The following is a 16,396-nucleotide window of genomic DNA, read 5'->3' as shown; positions in this document are numbered from 1 at the left end:
CCAAACATCACGCCAGATCCGCTCACCACCATCGGAAGGAACGCACATGCGCACGAATCGAGTAGGGACCCTCGCACGGCCGGTTCGTCGTCGCCGGCTCCAGGCACTCGCCACCTGTGTGGCGGCCGGGGCGCTCGCCGTGGGGTTGGCGGCGGCGCCCTCCTCCGCGGCCAGTCGGTTGCTCGTCTCTCAAAAGCATGGGAGCGACATCGGAAACCTTCGCTACTTCGGCTCTTACACCTCGAGGGGCGAAGTCCGAATCTGCGACAACGAGGCGGATGGCCGCGGGGTCTACATCCAGTTGCAGAACGAGGCCGGTGAATCTCTGTCGTGGACCGACGAGGGCGGCTCTGACGGTGTTTGCGAAGACTCCAGTTCGTACTTCGCCATCAACTTCATCGAGTGGATGAGGGTCTGCGAGCGCATCAACAACTGGCCCGACGACTGCACGGACAAGATCTCCATACGTTACGGCGACTGAGTGCCCGGCTCCCTGCGCCGGTCGGGGTGTGCGCAGACGCCGGCCGCCGACGGCGGCCGGCGTCCCTCATCGGACTCCTTCATCTAGGCTGCGCGCCATGCCGCCGTATGACGACGCCCTGCTCCCCGCCACCGCCCGGGCCCTGCGCCACCGACTGGCCGTCGCGCAGCGCGAGGGCCGGACGCCTTCGCTCGTCGCCGCCGTCGTACGCGACGAGGAGACCGTCTGGTCCGGCGCCCGCTCGATGATCGACGGGCACGAGCCGACCACCGACGTCCAGTACCGCATCGGCTCGATCACCAAGACGTTCGTCGCCGTGCTGGTGCTCCGGCTGCGCGACGAGGGCCTCGTCGACCTCGCCGACCCGCTGGGCAAGCACGTCCCCGGCGTTCAGGCTCCCGCGGTGACCATCGCCCAGCTCCTCTCCCACAGTTCCGGTATCGGCGCCGAGCCCCGCGGCCCCTGGTGGGAGCGGACTCCGGGCACGCTGCGCCCGGAGATCGGCGAACTCTTCGACGGCGACCCCGCCCGGCACCCGACGGGCCGCCTCCACCACTACTCCAACCCCGGCTTCGCCTACCTCGGCGCGCTCGTCGAGGCACTGCGCGGCGCGCCGTGGGGCGACGTGCTGCGGCGCGAGCTGCTGGAGCCGCTGGGGCTGCGGCGTACGACGCTGCTGCCCGAGGCACCGCACGCCGGCGGCTTCGCCGTTCACCCGTGGGCCGACGTCATGCAGATCGAGCCGCTGCACGACACCGGCCGGATGGGCCCCGCGGGCCAGTTGTGGTCCACGGCCGGCGACCTCGCCCGGTTCGCGGCCTTCCTCGTGCGCGGCGACGACCGGGTGCTCTCCGCCGACACGCTGGCGGAGATGCGCACCCCCGCCGTGGCCCCCGAGGCCGCCTCCTGGGACAGCGCGTACGGGCTCGGCATGCAGCTCATCCGCCGCGACGGCACGCTGCTCGCCGGCCACACCGGCTCCATGCCCGGGTTTCTCGCCTGCCTCCTTTCCGATGTCGGCGAGGGCGTGAGCGCGATCGCCCTCACGAACGTCACTTCCGGCGTGTCCGTCTCCGGACTGGCCGCGGATCTGATCGGCACCGTCGTGCGGCACGAGCCGCGCATCCCCGAGCCGTGGCGTCCGCTGGCCGCGGACGCGGTGGATCCGGAGCTGCTGGCTCTCACGGGCCCGTGGTACTGGGGCGCGAACCCGCACGTGCTGCGGCTGAAGGAGGACCGGTGGCTGGACCTGAGTCCGCTGGCCGGCGCGGGCTACGCCTCACTCCTCCGCCCGGAGGCGGACGGCACGTGGACGGCGGTCGACGGCTACTGCGCCGGTGAGACGCTGCGGGTGGAGCGGTCGGCGGACGGCGAGGTGTCGCACCTCGACCTGGGCACCTTCGTCTTCACCCGCGAACCGTACGATCCGGAAGCCCCCGTCCCCGGCGGCACCCGCGGCTGGACGTGATCCCTCCCGTCGTCGCCGGCGCATCCGACGGGGATCGACGGGCGGGCGACGAACCGCGGGATCACGCGGACTGCTGCGCCGCGGCCCCTACGCCGCCAGCTCCTTCTCCAGCGGCGTGCGGAATCGCGGTGTTATCCGGGCGTCGCCGACCCACGCCGCCAGTCGTTCGGCCTCCGCGGCCACCGCGCGTTCCGCGTCGCCGCCCACGTCCGTGAGCATCCGCCACACCACCTCTCCGTCCTGTCGCTGTGCCCAGCCGCCGACGACTTCGCCGTTCCACCACACCGTCGGCCCCACGTTTCCGCTGCCGTCGAACAGCGCCTTGCGGTGTCCGGGGTCGAGGTACCAGTCCCGTTCCTTCCATCCCATCGGTGTCGGGTCGAGACCCGGCAGCAGCGCGGCCCACGGCTCCGGCTCCGCGACCGGTTCCGTGTCGTCCGGCAGTACGTACCCCGTGCCCTCGGCAAGCTCCACCGCCACGGCGCCGGTCGCGGCCAGCGCCTTGCGCGCGGCGGTCTTCGTCCAGCCGGTCCACCACACGAGGTCGGCTTCGGTGGCCGGCCCGTTCGCGTACAGCCAGCGTCTGGTCAGCTCCGTCTGCGCCCCGGCGACGTCCATGCCGCCGAAGTCCTCGCCGGGCGCCCACCGGAACTGGCTCGACGTCCATGACCCGCGCGGGTGCCCGCGGCGTATGTGCCCGTCGCAGGCAAGCATGCGCAGCACGCGCGTGGCCACGCCCTGCTCTGTCTCCTGACGGGTGCCGGGGAAGACCGTGATCTTCGTGCGCAGCAGCGGCTCGGCGGCGGATATCTCGCTGCCCGTCGCCTCGCCCTTGTCCTTGAGCACGGCCAGCGCGGCGGCTTCGGCGCGCCGCAGCCACGCCTCGTCCAGGCCGTTCCAGTCACCGAGGTGTTTGAGGAACGTGGCGCGCTCGCGCGCCGCTATGGCGCGCGCCGCCGCCGCGTCCACGACGGGCGCCAGCTCGCGGCTGACCGCGAAGAGCGTGCGCCGCATGGAGAGCAGCTTCACCAGCGACACGTCCTCGTAGAGCGCGCGCTCGACGGGCGTGACGCCGGGCTCCCGCATGCGCGCGCAGGCGGAGAGGAAGACGGTCGCCGCGTCGGTCGCATGCAGCGCGACGACCGCGTCCGCGACGTCCGCCGGCGACGCGGCGCGGGCGGTCGGCGCCAGCGCGTGCCGCACGGCGATCCGGGCTCGTCGCTGCTCTGTCGTGATCTGCATAGAGGCAGTATGCCGAAGCCCGCGCCGGCCCGCTCGGGCCTGTGGACAACTTCGGATCTTGCCCGCCGAGACCTCTCTGACCAGGGGGTACTTCGCGCAAGGGGCTCCCGCCGGACCGGTGACGACCCGCCGTCGGCCATCCGCCCCCGGCCGCGGCCCCGGCCCGCTACAGCATCCGCTTGAACCCCACGTGCGACGCCGCGAACCCCAGCCGCTCGTAGAAGCGGTGGGCGTCCGTGCGCGTCGCGTCCGACGTGAGTTGCACGACCGCGCATCCCTGCCGTCGCGCCTCCTCGACCGCCCACTCGATGAGTTGCGTCCCCAGCCCGCCGCCGCGCTCGTCGCGGTGCACGCGCACCGCCTCGATGAGCGCGCGCGTCGCGCCGCGCCGGGAGAGCCCGGGGATGACGGTGAGGTGGAGCGTGCCGACGACGCGGCCGTCGCGTTCGGCGACGGCGAGGTGCTGGCCGGGGTCGGCGTCGATACGTGCGAAGGCGTGCTCGTAGGGGGCGGGGTCGTCGGGTGTCTCGCGGGCGGCGCCCAGGGGGTCGTCGGCGAGCATCGCCACGATGACGGGGACGTCGGCGGCCGTCGCGCGCCGGATTGCCAGGTCGCTCATGCCGCCGACCCTACGCGCGCCCGGGAGCGCGCTCCCGGGCCGTACGCCCTCCTCGGACGCCGTACGCCGGACGACGGACCCATCCCCGTAACGTCGGACGCGCGCGCCCCGACGCCGGACCGCGCCGGTCCCCTACTCCGCCCACGGCAGAGGGTGGCGCACCCCGTCCTCGGTGACGGCGCTGCCCCCCGCCTCCATCGCCACCAGCGCCTCGACGCCCCCGCCGCCCTCGGCCGCGCCGAGCCGCCGCAGGACATCGGACGGGAGCAGGACCGCCTGCCCGGCGGCGGCGGTCTCGGTACGGCCGTCGCAGGTCACGGTGAGGGAGCCGGACACGACCATCCAGACCTGTTCGCGGTCGATGGCGTGTACGGGCCCGGACCGGCCGGCGTCGATGCGTACCCGCCAGGTGCTGAGCGCGGTCGTGCCCTGCGAAGGGGTGGCGAGGGACTCCATGGCGGCGTTCGGGGTGGTGACGGTGCGGTCGGGGGTGGGAGTGATGATCTTCATACGTGTAAAGCTCCTTTACTCAGGACCTTGAGTAAAGGAGCTTTACACGCTCGTGTCAAGATGGTCCCGTGACCCGCGACCACGACGGCCCGCCGACGCCCGAGCTGCTGTTCCTGCTCGGCATGGCCTTCCAGCTCGTACTGAGCGAGTTCAACGAGCGTGTGACCGCCGCCGGTTACCCCGACCTGCGGCCGGTGCACGGCATGATCTTCCAGATCCTCGGCGCCGACGGCGCCACCGGCAGTGAACTCGCCGCCCGGCTCGGCGTCACCAAACAGGCCGCCGGCCAGCTCGTCGACGACCTGGAGAACCGCGGCTACGTACGCCGCACCGCCCACCCCGCCGGCGGACGCCGCAAGCTCGTCGTCCTCACCGACGCCGCCCGCCGGCACCTGGACACCGCCGGGAGCATCCTGCACGACCTCGAAGCCGAACTCGCGCGCCGCACGGGTGCCGACACCCCTCTCCTCCGCACCGAACTCCTCCGCCTCGTCCACGGCATCGCCGGCGACGACCTCCCCCCGCTACGCCCCGTCTGGTGACCCGACACCGGGTGACAGGCGGACGGCGGGCGGCGGGGCGGGCACCCGGGGGAAGTCAGAGGATGCGTGCGCTGCGGGCGGCGGTGATCCAGCCGGGGAACTGGGAGAGGAGGCGGTCGTAGAGCTGGGGATCGGGGAGTTCGCCGATGTCGTCGACGGCGAAGAACCCGACGTTGTCGACGCGGCGGCCCGCGAGGCTGTCGAACCGCTCCAGTACGCCGTAGTCGGCGGCTCCCAGCCCCACGAACTGCCAGAAGATCGGCTCGTCGACCGCCTCGCGCAGCTCACGCTCGATCTCCGCGTTGCGGTAGACGCCGCCGTCCGAGAAGAACAACACGAGCGTCGGATCGGGGGCGGGGTTCGCGCGGACGTAGGCGCGGACTTCGGCGATGACCTTCTGTTCCTCGTTCTGGATACCCACCGTCCGCATGTCGATCTGCCCGTCCTCCAGGCCCTTGCGCTTCTTGCGCGGGCGGAAGAGGGCGAGCTGCCCGACCCGTACGTGCAGCCGCAGCCACTCGGGAAGGTCCCCGAGGAGCAGGTCCGGCAGGCGAGCCGGATGGGAGGCGAACGTCCACGCCTGCATGGCGCCGTCGTCGTCCAGCTCCGCGGCGACCGCCGCCATGCGCTCGACGACGTCGGCGACGACGCCCTGGGCGTAGAGGCGGGTCATGGAGCCGGAGGCGTCCAGGACGAGGACGACGCGGGCGGAGACGTCGGCGGCCCCGTGCTTGCGCAGGCTGATGGCCACCTGCTCCTTGCGCAGCGACAGCCGCTTGCGCATGTCGACGGGCAGGTGTTCCTCGCCCTTGACCAGACGCGGCCCGCCGGGGGCCGCGGGTGCGGCGGCGGGAGGAGTCGGCGCGGAGGGCGCCGGGGGCGGCGCCGGGGCCGCGGACGGCGCCGGGGCCGCGGGCGGGGGTGGCGCCGGTGCCTGTGCGGGGATGGCGGCGGGAGGGGGCGGGGCCTCGTCGACCGTGATGCCGAAGTCGGTGGCCAGGCCGGCGAGTCCGGAGGCGTAGCCCTGGCCCACCGCGCGGAACTTCCAGCGGCCGTTGCGCAGATAGAGTTCGCCGCCGACGAACGCCGTCTCGGTCGTCGCCTCCATGTCGAAGCGGGCCAGCTCGGCGCCCGTTCCGGCGTCGAGGAGGCGCAGCGACAGCGCGGGCACCTGCCCGAAGGTGCCGCCGTCGGCCGAGGCGCACAGCACGACCCGTTCGACGCCCGGTCCCAGCGAGTTCAGCAGCACCTCGACGGAGTCGGTGAACCGGCCGCCCGCGGTCTGCTTGCCGAGGTGGGTGACGGCCTGGGAGGTGTGCTGCGGCTGGTTGTAGAAGACGAAGTCGCCGTCGTCGCGGACCCGGCCGGCGGCGGTGAGCAGCAGCGCCGAGGCGTCGACGTCGGGCACGCCGGGGCCTTCGGACCAGGAGAGCTCGGCGCGTACCGCGGGGGCGTCGACGGGCAGGTTGGCGCCCTTGGCGAGCGGTCCGGTGGGCATGGATTCGGTCCCTCTCCGATGCGGGCGGCCGGCGGCCGGGGGTCCGGCCTGGTCACGTACAGCGTGTCATGCCCGGGAGGTATCCGGACCGGGTGGTGGGACAGACCAGCGGGGTACGGCGCTTGCCGCCGTGGGCGGACGCGGCGCGCCCCCACCGCAGGGGAGGCTGCGGGCATCCGGACCGTCCGGGTCAACAGCCTTGAGGAGCAGTTCCCTTGCGCTACGTACGCAGTAACCGCCTCCGCGCCGTCGTCCTCTCCGCCGCGCTGCTCGCGACGGCCACCGCCGGTACGGCCGGCGCGGCCGGCGACGGCCACGGTGACGAACGCGGCGCCGAAAGCGCCGAACACACAGAACGCACCGAACACGCCGGGCAGCGGCCCGCCGCCTCCCTGACCGGTACCGCGAAGCTCACCCGGTCGCTCGGTGACGACATCACGTTCTCCTTCGACGCCCGCCTCGCCGCGAAGCACAACGACGACCCCCAGAAGGCCACCGGCACCTTCCGCTTCAGTCACTACCTCGGCGGCGAAGGCAACTGGGCGGAGGCCGACGTCGACTGCCTCGTCACCGGCGGCAAGGTGGCCGTCGTCTCCGGCGTCATCACCGACACCGACCTCCCGGGCGCGAAGGGCCTGCGCGTCGGCGTCACCGTCCACGACCAGGGCCATCGCGACCGCCTCGGCTACAGTTGGGCCGCCACGGGCAGCCCGGTGGAGGACAAGGATCTGGTGCCCTGCGTGAGTTCGGCCCCCTTCGAGAAGGTCAAGCGCGGCACCGGCGACTTCCGGGTCCAGCCCTGGAAGCCCGAGCTCTGACCCGGAGTCGTGACCGGCCCCCCGGTCAGGCCGGCGGCGGCGCCGGCAGGGAGACGTACAGGCGGGTGCCGCCGGGGCGGTAGCCGACGCGGGTGTACGTGCCGCGCGCGCCCTCGCCCGCGTACTCCAGCCACACCGACCCCGCCCCGCGGTCGAACACCGCCCGCGTCAGCGCCGCGGTCACCGCCGCCGCGACGCCGCGGCGCCGGTACGCGGGGCGGGTGCCGACGCCGGCGAGTTCCGCGGTGTCCTCGGCCGGCGGCGAGCACGTCGCGCCGCCGGCGCAGCCGTCGCCCCCGGCCCGTACGAACCGCACCTCCCCGCCGTCCTCTGCCAGGCGCCGCAGCCGCGCCGCGCCGTCCGCCGACGCGGCGAACGCGCCGCCGAACGCCTCGGCGAGCGCCGCGTCCAGCGCCCGGAACTCGGCGTCGGTGGCGGGGGTCTCCACCCGCGGCCCGCTGCCGCCGGGCAGGGGATCGGTGTACGTGTCCGGGGTGCAGACGAGGTACTCGTGCACCGCGTCCGTCCCGAATCCCGCCGCCCGCAGCGCCGCGGCCGCCGCGGGCGCGGCCCCGGGCGCGAACTCCAGCCGCGGCACCAGCCCCCGCTCCCGGAACGTGCCGGCCAGCGCGGCCACGTCGGCACCGGTCGGGTCCGCGCCGGGCAGCGGGGTTGCGTAGTTGAGGTACGGGCTGTCGGTGCCGGGGGAGAAGCCGGCGACGAAGCCGCCGGTCTCCACGACGTCGGGGCGGCGGCGGAGGTGGGCGACGGCGAAGTTCTGGATCTGCTTGTCCATGGGAGTGGCCACGGTGGTATCGACCTCACGAAGGCTCTGGTTGCGCGCAGACAGGAGCGAGCGCCCGCGCGGCATGGCGCGCGGGCATCGTGGGGCCGCCGTACGGGACGGTCGTGCCCGGCGGTCCGAGCAGGCGGGTCCGCTACGGAAGCGGGCGGGCCGCTCGGCGCCGACGGCGGCCGCTGGCGGGCGCCGTGATCAAAGGCTTCGTTCCTCACCGTGAGTGCGCCGACGGGACGGCCGGCGGGTTCGTCCGCGAGAACGCGCGGACGGCGGTGAATATCCCATGCCGGCCGGGCCGGTGCAACGGCTTTGCGGCATGCGACCGGATTGTCAGTGGCGGGTGACACAGTACGGAGTCATGGACATCGATCGGTTCTGGCACCTCGTCGAATCGGCACGCTCCGCCGCGGCGGCGGGCGGCGAGCCCTTCGACAAGGCGCTCGTGAAGCTCCTCGCGGGGCTCTCCCCGCGGGAGATCCTCGCGTACGAGGAACGGTTCGGCGAGGTGCACGGTGCGCTGTACCGCTGGGATGTCTGGGCCGCCGCGTACCTGATAGGCGGGGGCTGCTCGGATGACGGCTTCATGGACTTCCGCGCCGGGGTGATCGCCCTCGGCCGTGACTGGTACGAGCGCACCGCCGCCGCGCCGGACAGCCTTGCCGAGCACCCGGCCGTCGCCGAGGCCGCGCGGGAGGGCCGCGACGAGGTCCTGTCCCACGAGGAGGTCAACTACGCGGCGGGCGCCGCCTTCGAGCGCCTCACCGGGAGCAAGGACGCCTTCCACGAGGCGTGGGCCGCGTACCGGCCGGCGGACGGTCAGGGCGCCGAGGCGCAGGACATGGGCGAGGACTTCGACTTCGACGACGACAGGGAGATGCAGAAGCGCCTGCCGCGCCTCGCACGGCTGTACCTCGGGGCGGCCGACCGCGGGTAGCGGCCGGTCGCGGACAGCCGCAGGTCGCGACAGCCGCGGGTCACGGGGTCATTCGAGGGCGACGGCGACCACGATGGCGATGATCGTGCCGACCACGGCGAGTGTGCCGAGAACGAGGAAGGCGAGCCCGGCGCAGTTCCCGACCAGGCTGCCGGCGGCCCGCCAGCCGCGCGGCGTGAGCCCCGCGAAGCGCCGCGCGGTAGCGGGGTCGGGTGCGGGCGTGGCCGGCGGCGCTTCCGGTGCGGACGCCCTCGGTGCAGGCGCGCCCGGTGCCGACGCCCCCGGTGCCTGCGCACGTGGCGCCGACGTACCCGGTGCCCGCACCTCCTGAGCCGACGCCTCCCCCCACGCCTCCCCCGCCGGCTCCGCCGGGGCCGGTGCCTCCGCGCCCCCGCCCCCGTACCGTTCCGTCAGCTCCCGCCCCTGCCGCTGGTACGCCAGGACGATCCCCGCCCACCGGTCCGGCATGCCCGGCCACGACGCCCCACCCCCACCCCCGCCGGCCGGTCCGGCAGCGGCAGCCGCGCCCGCCTCCTGTGCCAGCATCCGCAGCGCGACCGGTCCCGGCCGGGCCGCCGGGTCAAGGGCCAGGCAGGCGCGGACCAGGCCCAGGAGCGGCTCCGGCACCGCGCCCAGTTCCACGGCCCCACGCGCGACGAGCGCCAGCAGCCGCACGGGGTCGCCGGTGTCGGGGGAGGGTGGGCGGCCGGTGGCGAGGGTGCAGAGCGTGGCGCCCAGCGCGTACACGTCGCACGCCGGCGTCGCCGGCTCGCCGCGCGCCTGCTCGGGGGCGATGTACGCGAGGGTGCCGAGGGTCAGCCGCGTCCGCGTGAGGTCGGTGGCGTGCGAGATGCCGAAGTCGATGACCCGGATGCCGTCGGCGGGCAGCAGCACGTTCTGCGGTTTCAGGTCGCGGTGCACGACCCCGGCGGTGTGCAGCGCCTCCAGGGCCGTCGCGCAGTCGGCGGCGAGCCGGGCCACGGTCGCGGGGTCCGCGGGCCCGCCGCGCGCGGTGAGTTCGGCGAGCGAGGGCGCCGACACGTAGTCCGTCGCCAGCCACGGGCGCTCGGCCTCGGGGTCGGCGGCGCGTACCCGCGCGGTGTGCCGCCCGGCGACCCGCCTTGCCACGCCGACCTCGCGGGCGAACCGCGCCCGGTCCGCGTCGCCGATCTCCCCTTCCGCCAGCAGCGTCTTGACCGCGGCGAGTTCGCCCGTGCCGGTCTCGACGGCGAGGTAGACCCGGCCCATGCCGCCCGCCGACAGCCGGGCGACCAGCCGGTACGGGCCGAGGTGGCGCGGGTCGGCCCGGTGCAGCGGGCCGGGCGTCACGGCGAGGTCAGGCACAGCATCCGCCCCCGTTCGCTGAACCGGTAGCGCACCTGCGTCGGCTCCGGGCAGCCCGCCGCGTCCTGGACCACGGCCAGTACCCGCAGCACCGCGCGGCCCTGCGCGGCGGTGTCGGAGCATCCGACGGTGGTGGCGAACACCGTGTCGTCCGTCAGCGGCGTGACGTCGAGGACGGCGCCCGCCTGCGGCGCGGCGCCGATCACGCACTCACCCTCCGCGAACCGCCTCTCCAGGCAGAGGCTGACGAAACCCGCGTCGCTCTGCCGGTTCCACGCCACCGCCGCGTCGGTGCCCATGCACCGTTCGACGAAGCCGCCGTCCTCCGTCGCGATCACCCGCCAGGGCGCGTCCGGCGCCGAGCCGCACGCGACGGTCTCGGGGGCGGCGGCGGTCCAGCCGCGCGCCGGGTCGAAGTCGGTGCGTACGCAGTCGCCGGGCGTCACGGCGGCGAAGGCGCGGTCGGTCGCGTCGGGTTCGGGCGACTGGTTGGACCGGTAGTAGGCGTACGCGCCGCCGACCACGAGCACCAGGAGGATCGAGGCCATGAGCGTCTGCACCGAGCGGACGAAGACCCGTGCGCCCCGGCCGTGCCCCTCGTCCTCGCTCTCGTCTGCGTCACCGTGCAGGTCACCGGCTACGTCCCGCGTGCCGTCGTCGCCGTCGCCGTGCTGGCCGCCAGTCCCGGGCACGGGCGTGGCGTACGGCTCGGGGCGGGTCGGCTCAGAGCCGGTGGCGGCCCGCTCCCGTACGGTGCTCGGCGCCTCCCGCACGGTGTCCGGCGGCAGTTGCGTCCCACCCGGCGCGCCCCCTCCCGCCGGCTCCGGCCATCCGCCGGCCGGCCCCTGCCGCCCCTGCCCGCCCCCGGCCGCGTCGCCGCCCTCCCGCAGCACCCGGGGGTCGGCCGCCAGCGCCCGCCCCTGCCGCGCGTACCCCTCGATCAGCCCGGCCCACGACGCCGGCAGCCAGCCGCCCGCGTCCGGCACCGTCGGGAACTCCGCCAGCTCGAACGTGAACAGGTCCAGCAACTCCGCCGTCCGCGGCCGGTCGGCGGGGGAGAGCGCGAGGCAAGCGCGGACCACCGGGGCGAGTTCGTCGGGCAGCCCGGCCAGGTCGAGCCGGCCCTCCGCCACGTATGTGAGCAGCAGCAGCATCTCGGTGTCCGCCGGGTACGGGGGACGGCCGACGGCGAGGTGGAAGAGGGTGGCGCCGAGCGAGTAGACGTCGGAGGCCGCGGTGGACGGCTCGCCGAGGGCCTGCTCGGGCGAGGTGAAGGCGACGGTGCCCAGGGTGAGCTGGGTGCGGGTGAGGTCCGCGGCGTGCGAGATGCCGAAGTCGATCAGGCGGGGTCCGGCGAGTTCGAGCAGCAGGTTCTGCGGCTTGACGTCCCGGTGCACGATGCCCTGCCGGTGCAGCTCCGCCAGCGACTCCAGCGCGCCCCGCGTCACCCAGCGCGCGGCGGTCCCGGCGAGCGGCCCTGCCCTGCGAACGAGCTCCGCCACGGAGGGCGCGGGCACGTACTCGGTCGCCATCCATGGCCGCGGCGCGTCCGGGTCGGCGTCGAGTACACGCGCGGTGCGTACGCCCTCGGCCCGCCGGGCGACGGTCACTTCGCGCGCGAAGCGCCGCCTGTCGACGGCGTCGATCTCGCCTTCGGCGAGCAGCGTCTTGACGGCGGCGAGCGCGCCGCCGGGTACGGAGCGGGCGAGGAAGATACGCCCCATGCCGCCGGAGGCGAGCCGCCCCAGCAGCGTGTACGAGCCGAGTACCGCCGGATCGTCCTCCTCCAGCGGCCGGATATCGGCACCACCCTCCGCACCGCCGCCGACCTCGCCGCCCGCACCGTCCTGCCCCGGTGCCTCCCCCTCCACGCTCAACGGCCCCTCCCCCGGGTCACGTTCGGTGGAGGAAGAGTGTAACCGCGCCGGTCACGGGGGCCGAGACCACGGCGAGCGGCTTCGTTCGGACGCCGACCCACGTCCCGCGCGGCACGCCCCCAGGGTGGGCGGCGGGCGGCCCGCGCCGGCTACCCGCCGGGATGGTCTGAGACGGTTTCTCCCGGTTGCGCCAGTACGGCCGCGCACGATGAACTGCGCGAATGGCCAGGAACCGCGTGCTTTACCTGCTGGGCAGCGCCGCTCCGCCCGTGCTCTACGTCGAGGACGTCGTCAAACGCGCCCAGGCGCGGGGATGGAGCGTGTGTCTCGGACTCACCCCCACCGCCGCCCGGTGGCTGGACGACCAAGTGCCCCGGCTGGCGGAACTGACCGGTTATCCGGTCCGCAGCCAGTACAAACTGCCTCATGAGCCGGACGTCTGGCCCCCCGCCGATGTCGCCGTCGTCGCCCCTGCCACGTTCAACACCCTCAACCAGTGGGCCCTGGGGATCACCGAGAAGTTCGTCGTCGGAATCGCCGCAGAAGGGATCGGCAAGAACATCCCGTTGGTGACCATGCCGTGCGTGAACGCGGCCTATGTGCGGCACACCCAGTTCACGAGCAGCATCGAGACGCTTCGTTCCATGGGCGTACACGTCCTCTACGGCGAAGGCGGGTTCGTGCCGAACGAACCAGGCAAGGGCCGGCCGGACGCATACCCATGGGATCTGGCACTCGAAGCGGCCACGAGACTGATCGTGTGACTCAGCGGCTACGGCACGAGCGCACAACGGCTCCTACCGGCCCCGGTGACGAACCGCGCGCGAACGGCGACGGGCCCCTCTCGGCCGGCAGAGGGGCCCGCTTGCGCGTGTGGAGCGTTCAGTCCGCGATCGGGAGGTAGACGCGGTTGCCCGCCTCCGCGAACTCCTTGGACTTCTCCAGCATGCCGCGTTCGATCTCCTCCGGGCTCAGCCCCGCGGAGTCGTCGGAGCCGAAGCGTTCCGTGATGCTTCTGCTGATCTTCATCGAGCAGAGTATTATCAAATCCTCCATATGAGCGCAGGGGCGTTCAACAGCCCCTTCAGAGGCCCCAGGAGGAGACGTGAGCAGGCGCGACGAGTTGGTCAGCAAGCTGCGAGGCGTTCCCGAAGGACTGCCGTCCGTTGAGGAAGTGCGCGCCATGCTGGCCGCCGATCCGCACCTCAAGTGCGTTATCTGCTACGCGCGGATCTCGTTCGACGGCCGTGTGAAGGACGCGCACGGCGTAGAGGACCAACACCGGGACATGGCCGAGGATGCCCGCAAGCTCGGGTGGCTTGTCGTGTACCGCTACACGGACAACGACAAGAGCGCCAGCAGGGAAGACGTGATCCGGGACGATTTCGAGCAGTTACTCACGGATCTTGCCGCGGGGCAGACGCCGGAGGGTTACCCGATCCACGGCGTCATGGCCGCGAACGACGACCGCCTGTACCGCCGACCGAGCGACTGGGAGCGGTACTTGAAGGCGTTCACAGCCCACGAGGGGCGTGTCTATCACGACTCGAACGGCGTCCAGGATCTGTACGCCGAAGGATTCGAGATCAAGGGGTTGCTGGGAGTCGCTATGTCCCTCAGCGAGACGCGAAAGAAGCAGCGACGCACGAGGAACAGTCATCGCAGTCGAGCGATGCGAGGGCAGTCCGTCGCGGCATGGCGTCCCTTCGGCTGGCAGGACGACAAAGTCACGCTGCGCCCCGAGGAGGCAGAGGCTATCCGTAAAGCGGTTCACGACGTGATCGCCGGAGCCTCGATCTCCGAGATCACCCGCCAGTGGAAGGAGGCGGGATTCATCACGAGTCGCGGCAACCCCTTCCAGTACCAAACTGTCAAACAGGTACTCAAGAACGCTCGTCTCTGTGGATACCGGGAAGTCAAGAGCGAGCTTGTTCGTGACGGCGACGATCAGCCCGTTGTCGGTGAGTGGGAACCGATCATCACGCCCAAGCAGTGGTACGCGGTCACTGCAAAGATCAGGGAGCGAGGCGGAGGAGAGTCCGGGGTCGCCCGTGGCAGCCTTGCGCACAAGTACCTGCTCACGGGAATTCTCCGCTGTGGAATGATTCTCGACGACGGTAGCGTGTGCAACTGCCCCATGGTCGGAGTCAGGGCGAACAAGTGGCTCAAGTACGAGCATGGTTACTCATGCAGGCCGAAGCTTTACGGCGGATGCAACGGAACCTGGAAGCGTGGCGACAAGACAGACGAGCTCATTGAAGAGCTGGTGATCGCCAAGCTGGAGGAGGAGGCAGCCGCCAAAGCTCAGGACGTACCGGACTGGGACAAGGCCGAGGCACTCGAACGCGCCATCAAGAGCCGGAAGGAGCTGGAACGACGCTGGCATGACGACGAGGACACCGACATTGACGACGAAGCGTTCTTCCGCAACTTGCCGGTGCTCGAACGGAGAGTCAAAGAACTGCGGGCCGACCAGAGGGCGCACGAGGTTTTGAAGGCAGAGGCCGAAGAGGCCCGGGAAGATATCCGCGAAGCCTGGGAGAAGAAGACGATCACACAGAAGCGTGAGGCGATCAAGAAGGCGCTGATTGCAGTCATCGCTGTGTCGGGCGGCAAGGGGAACAAACCGTTCGATCCCGAGCTGCTTACGCCCGTGTGGCGGACTTCCGTGTGAGCTGTAGCCCCAAGATCTCGCCAATACGTCGCAACTGATCTTCGGAGAACGGCGGAGAGTCGCGCAACTGCCTCTCTATCCAGGCACGCGATACGGCATCCTGGCAGCCCTTTGTCGTGGGGTCTCTTCGGACGGAACTCAGACGGCATCACCGCCTTCTCCGTCATTGGCCCACCGCGCCATCACCCGGTTCATGGCGAAGTCCGCTGCAAGACCCGCAGCAATCGATGCCGCTCCGGGAGAATGCCCGGACCCGACGTAGCGCCAGTGAGACTCGACCACCGACTGATCAGATGACAGCAAGCTCTGCCCTTGGTGGTCGGCCCGCTCGGCGCGCAGCACGGCGTACGTCGTTGAGTAGGCCCGGGACTTGGTGAGGATGTGGCCGCGGTAGCCGAGCGCGTGTGTCCACCGACGGAGATGCAGCGGCTCGTACTCGGGCCGGCCGCCGAGGCGCCAGCAGGTGCCCATGAGGGCGCGCACGTGCGGGCTCACCGGCGCCGCGTCGATGTCGTCCCGTGAGGAAAGCCGACGATCCGTGCCCGCTCCTGTGTCAGTCGCTCCCTTGGTGACGTACTTGGCGACGTACGCAGCAACGGCATCATCGTCCGGGCTGCCGTCCTGAGCGTGCAAGGGCCGGGCGTCGATCTCGGTGCCCCATCGCAGCGCCAGCTCGCCCACGGCGGGGCTGTACGTCGTGCGGACGACAACGCGGCGCGCAGAGGCGCGTACGGCCTCCGTAAGCCGTTCTTCGCTGCCCCACGCGGGAGGTTCATCATCCGGTCCGGCGGGGCCGTCCAGCCGCGCGACAGCGTGGATGTGGACGGCGGCACGTCGCTGGAACTCTGCTACCCGGGCGAAGGACAGTCGTGCGTGCTCGGGGAATCGCGTCTGTGCCAGTCCGGCTGAGGTGGCGAGGTGGCGCCGGACTCCACGGACGAAGCGGTCCCAGAGCTTGCCCGCGTGTGCGTGCCACAGCACGTGTGCCGTGTAGTCGTAGCAGCCGAGGCAGAGGGGTTGGCCGACGAGAGGGTCTGCCGGGGCGTGCCTGGCGCCGCAGTTGAGGGGCCTGCCGTGTTCGCACTCGCTTCGCTCCCGCCGGGGGCGGCACCGTTCGCCGGCGCGGTGGACGGCGCCGAAGGAGGGGGCGGTGAGGGTGAGGAAGAGTCGGGGTCGGTCGCGAACGGTGGTGGGGGTGTTCTTGCCGCCGAGGAGGCCGGCGCGGACGAGGTGGTAGGTGTCGCCGGCGTGGAGGCGGGAGCAGGGCGGGCAGACAGTAGTGCGGCGGTTGCGGCAGCGGATGAGGAGGCGTTCGCCGGGTTCGGTTCGGGTGTTGTAGTGGTGCAGGATCTCGCCGGTCACCGCGTTGCGTGTGGTGGTGGTGCCGGAGAGGTGGATCGGATGGGCGCACCCGCCGGTGGCGGTGACCTGTTGGAGCCAGCGGGGGAACTGGGGGTCTTGCGCGAGGCGTATCGCGTCGCGGTCCGTATCGGAGAGCTGGAACAGGCGCGCCGCCACGTCGAGCACGGCGCGCCTGCCAGCCCAGGTGTTCTCGGGGGTGATGGTGGTGACCTTCCAGGGTGGGCCGCG

General features: G+C 72.4%; 16 protein-coding genes. 7 read left to right on the top strand and 9 right to left on the bottom strand.

Going from position 1 to position 16,396, the window contains the following annotated elements; genetic code table 11:
• Positions 1-46 precede the first annotated feature (46 nt).
• Both O7599_RS20205 and O7599_RS20200 read left to right on the top strand, forming a co-directional pair.
• Positions 47-481: a hypothetical protein gene (locus O7599_RS20205; protein ID WP_281617005.1), complete on the top strand. Its 435-nt coding sequence runs from the start codon at positions 47-49 to the stop codon at positions 479-481.
• Positions 482-578: 97 nt separating this feature from the next.
• Positions 579-1,949 carry a serine hydrolase domain-containing protein gene (locus O7599_RS20200; protein ID WP_281617004.1) on the top strand — a complete coding sequence of 457 codons (1,371 nt, stop codon included), beginning with the start codon at positions 579-581 and terminating at the stop codon, positions 1,947-1,949.
• A gap of 87 nt (positions 1,950-2,036) precedes the next feature.
• On the opposite strand, the gene O7599_RS20195 is transcribed toward O7599_RS20200, so the two are convergent.
• The 3 genes from O7599_RS20195 to O7599_RS20185 form a co-directional block, all read right to left on the bottom strand.
• Positions 2,037-3,191: a winged helix DNA-binding domain-containing protein gene (locus tag O7599_RS20195; RefSeq protein ID WP_281617003.1), complete on the bottom strand. Its 1,155-nt coding sequence runs from the start codon at positions 3,189-3,191 to the stop codon at positions 2,037-2,039.
• 166 nt (positions 3,192-3,357) lie between these two features.
• A complete protein-coding gene (locus O7599_RS20190; protein ID WP_281617002.1) occupies positions 3,358-3,810 on the bottom strand; it encodes a GNAT family N-acetyltransferase in 453 nt (150 codons plus the stop codon).
• Positions 3,811-3,942: 132 nt separating this feature from the next.
• Complete coding sequence (locus O7599_RS20185) at positions 3,943-4,320, bottom strand: cupin domain-containing protein (RefSeq protein WP_281617001.1); 378 nt, start codon at positions 4,318-4,320, stop codon at positions 3,943-3,945.
• 68 nt (positions 4,321-4,388) lie between these two features.
• On the opposite strand from O7599_RS20185, the gene O7599_RS20180 reads away from it, so the two are divergent.
• The gene (locus O7599_RS20180; RefSeq protein ID WP_281617000.1) at positions 4,389-4,862 is read left to right on the top strand and encodes a MarR family winged helix-turn-helix transcriptional regulator; all 474 of its coding nucleotides are present in this window, start codon (positions 4,389-4,391) and stop codon (positions 4,860-4,862) included.
• Between the two features lie 55 nt (positions 4,863-4,917).
• Here the strand turns inward: O7599_RS20180 and O7599_RS20175 are convergent, their stop codons facing one another.
• Entirely contained in the window at positions 4,918-6,360 is a 1,443-nt protein-coding gene (locus O7599_RS20175; RefSeq protein WP_281616999.1) for a VWA domain-containing protein, read from the bottom strand.
• A gap of 215 nt (positions 6,361-6,575) precedes the next feature.
• Here O7599_RS20175 and O7599_RS20170 point away from each other — a divergent pair, with 215 nt between their 5' ends.
• A complete protein-coding gene (locus O7599_RS20170; RefSeq protein WP_281616998.1) occupies positions 6,576-7,178 on the top strand; it encodes a Repetin in 603 nt (200 codons plus the stop codon).
• A gap of 25 nt (positions 7,179-7,203) precedes the next feature.
• On the opposite strand, the gene O7599_RS20165 is transcribed toward O7599_RS20170, so the two are convergent.
• Positions 7,204-7,974 (bottom strand): GNAT family N-acetyltransferase, encoded by a 771-nt coding sequence (locus O7599_RS20165; protein ID WP_281616997.1) that lies wholly within the window; start codon positions 7,972-7,974, stop codon positions 7,204-7,206.
• A 361-nt stretch (positions 7,975-8,335) separates the two neighbouring features.
• Between O7599_RS20165 and O7599_RS20160 the strand changes: the two genes are divergently transcribed.
• Positions 8,336-8,911 carry a DUF4240 domain-containing protein gene (locus tag O7599_RS20160; protein ID WP_281616996.1) on the top strand — a complete coding sequence of 192 codons (576 nt, stop codon included), beginning with the start codon at positions 8,336-8,338 and terminating at the stop codon, positions 8,909-8,911.
• A gap of 48 nt (positions 8,912-8,959) precedes the next feature.
• Here O7599_RS20160 and O7599_RS20155 read toward each other — a convergent pair whose 3' ends face one another.
• Entirely contained in the window at positions 8,960-10,255 is a 1,296-nt protein-coding gene (locus tag O7599_RS20155) for a serine/threonine-protein kinase (protein WP_281616995.1), read from the bottom strand.
• Entirely contained in the window at positions 10,237-12,126 is a 1,890-nt protein-coding gene (locus O7599_RS20150; RefSeq protein ID WP_281623449.1) for a serine/threonine-protein kinase, read from the bottom strand. The genes O7599_RS20155 and O7599_RS20150 overlap by 19 nt, the downstream gene beginning before the upstream one ends.
• Positions 12,127-12,353: 227 nt before the next feature.
• Between O7599_RS20150 and O7599_RS20145 the strand changes: the two genes are divergently transcribed.
• On the top strand, positions 12,354-12,896 hold the full coding sequence (locus O7599_RS20145) for a flavoprotein (RefSeq protein ID WP_281616994.1): 543 nt from the start codon (positions 12,354-12,356) through the stop codon (positions 12,894-12,896).
• A 118-nt stretch (positions 12,897-13,014) separates the two neighbouring features.
• Here O7599_RS20145 and O7599_RS20140 read toward each other — a convergent pair whose 3' ends face one another.
• Complete coding sequence (locus tag O7599_RS20140; RefSeq protein WP_281616993.1) at positions 13,015-13,161, bottom strand: hypothetical protein; 147 nt, start codon at positions 13,159-13,161, stop codon at positions 13,015-13,017.
• A 76-nt stretch (positions 13,162-13,237) separates the two neighbouring features.
• On the opposite strand from O7599_RS20140, the gene O7599_RS20135 reads away from it, so the two are divergent.
• On the top strand, positions 13,238-14,806 hold the full coding sequence (locus tag O7599_RS20135) for a recombinase family protein (RefSeq protein ID WP_281616992.1): 1,569 nt from the start codon (positions 13,238-13,240) through the stop codon (positions 14,804-14,806).
• A 138-nt stretch (positions 14,807-14,944) separates the two neighbouring features.
• Here the strand turns inward: O7599_RS20135 and O7599_RS20130 are convergent, their stop codons facing one another.
• Positions 14,945-16,333, bottom strand: a complete 1,389-nt coding sequence (locus O7599_RS20130) for a replication initiator (protein ID WP_281623448.1) — start codon at positions 16,331-16,333, stop codon at positions 14,945-14,947.
• Between the last annotated feature and the right edge of the window lie 63 nt (positions 16,334-16,396).

The organism is Streptomyces sp. WMMC500, assembly GCF_027497195.1.
Taxonomy (GTDB): Bacteria; Actinomycetota; Actinomycetes; order Streptomycetales; family Streptomycetaceae; genus Streptomyces.
Note: the sequence above shows the minus strand (reverse complement) of the source record. Positions and strands in the feature narration are given on the sequence as shown.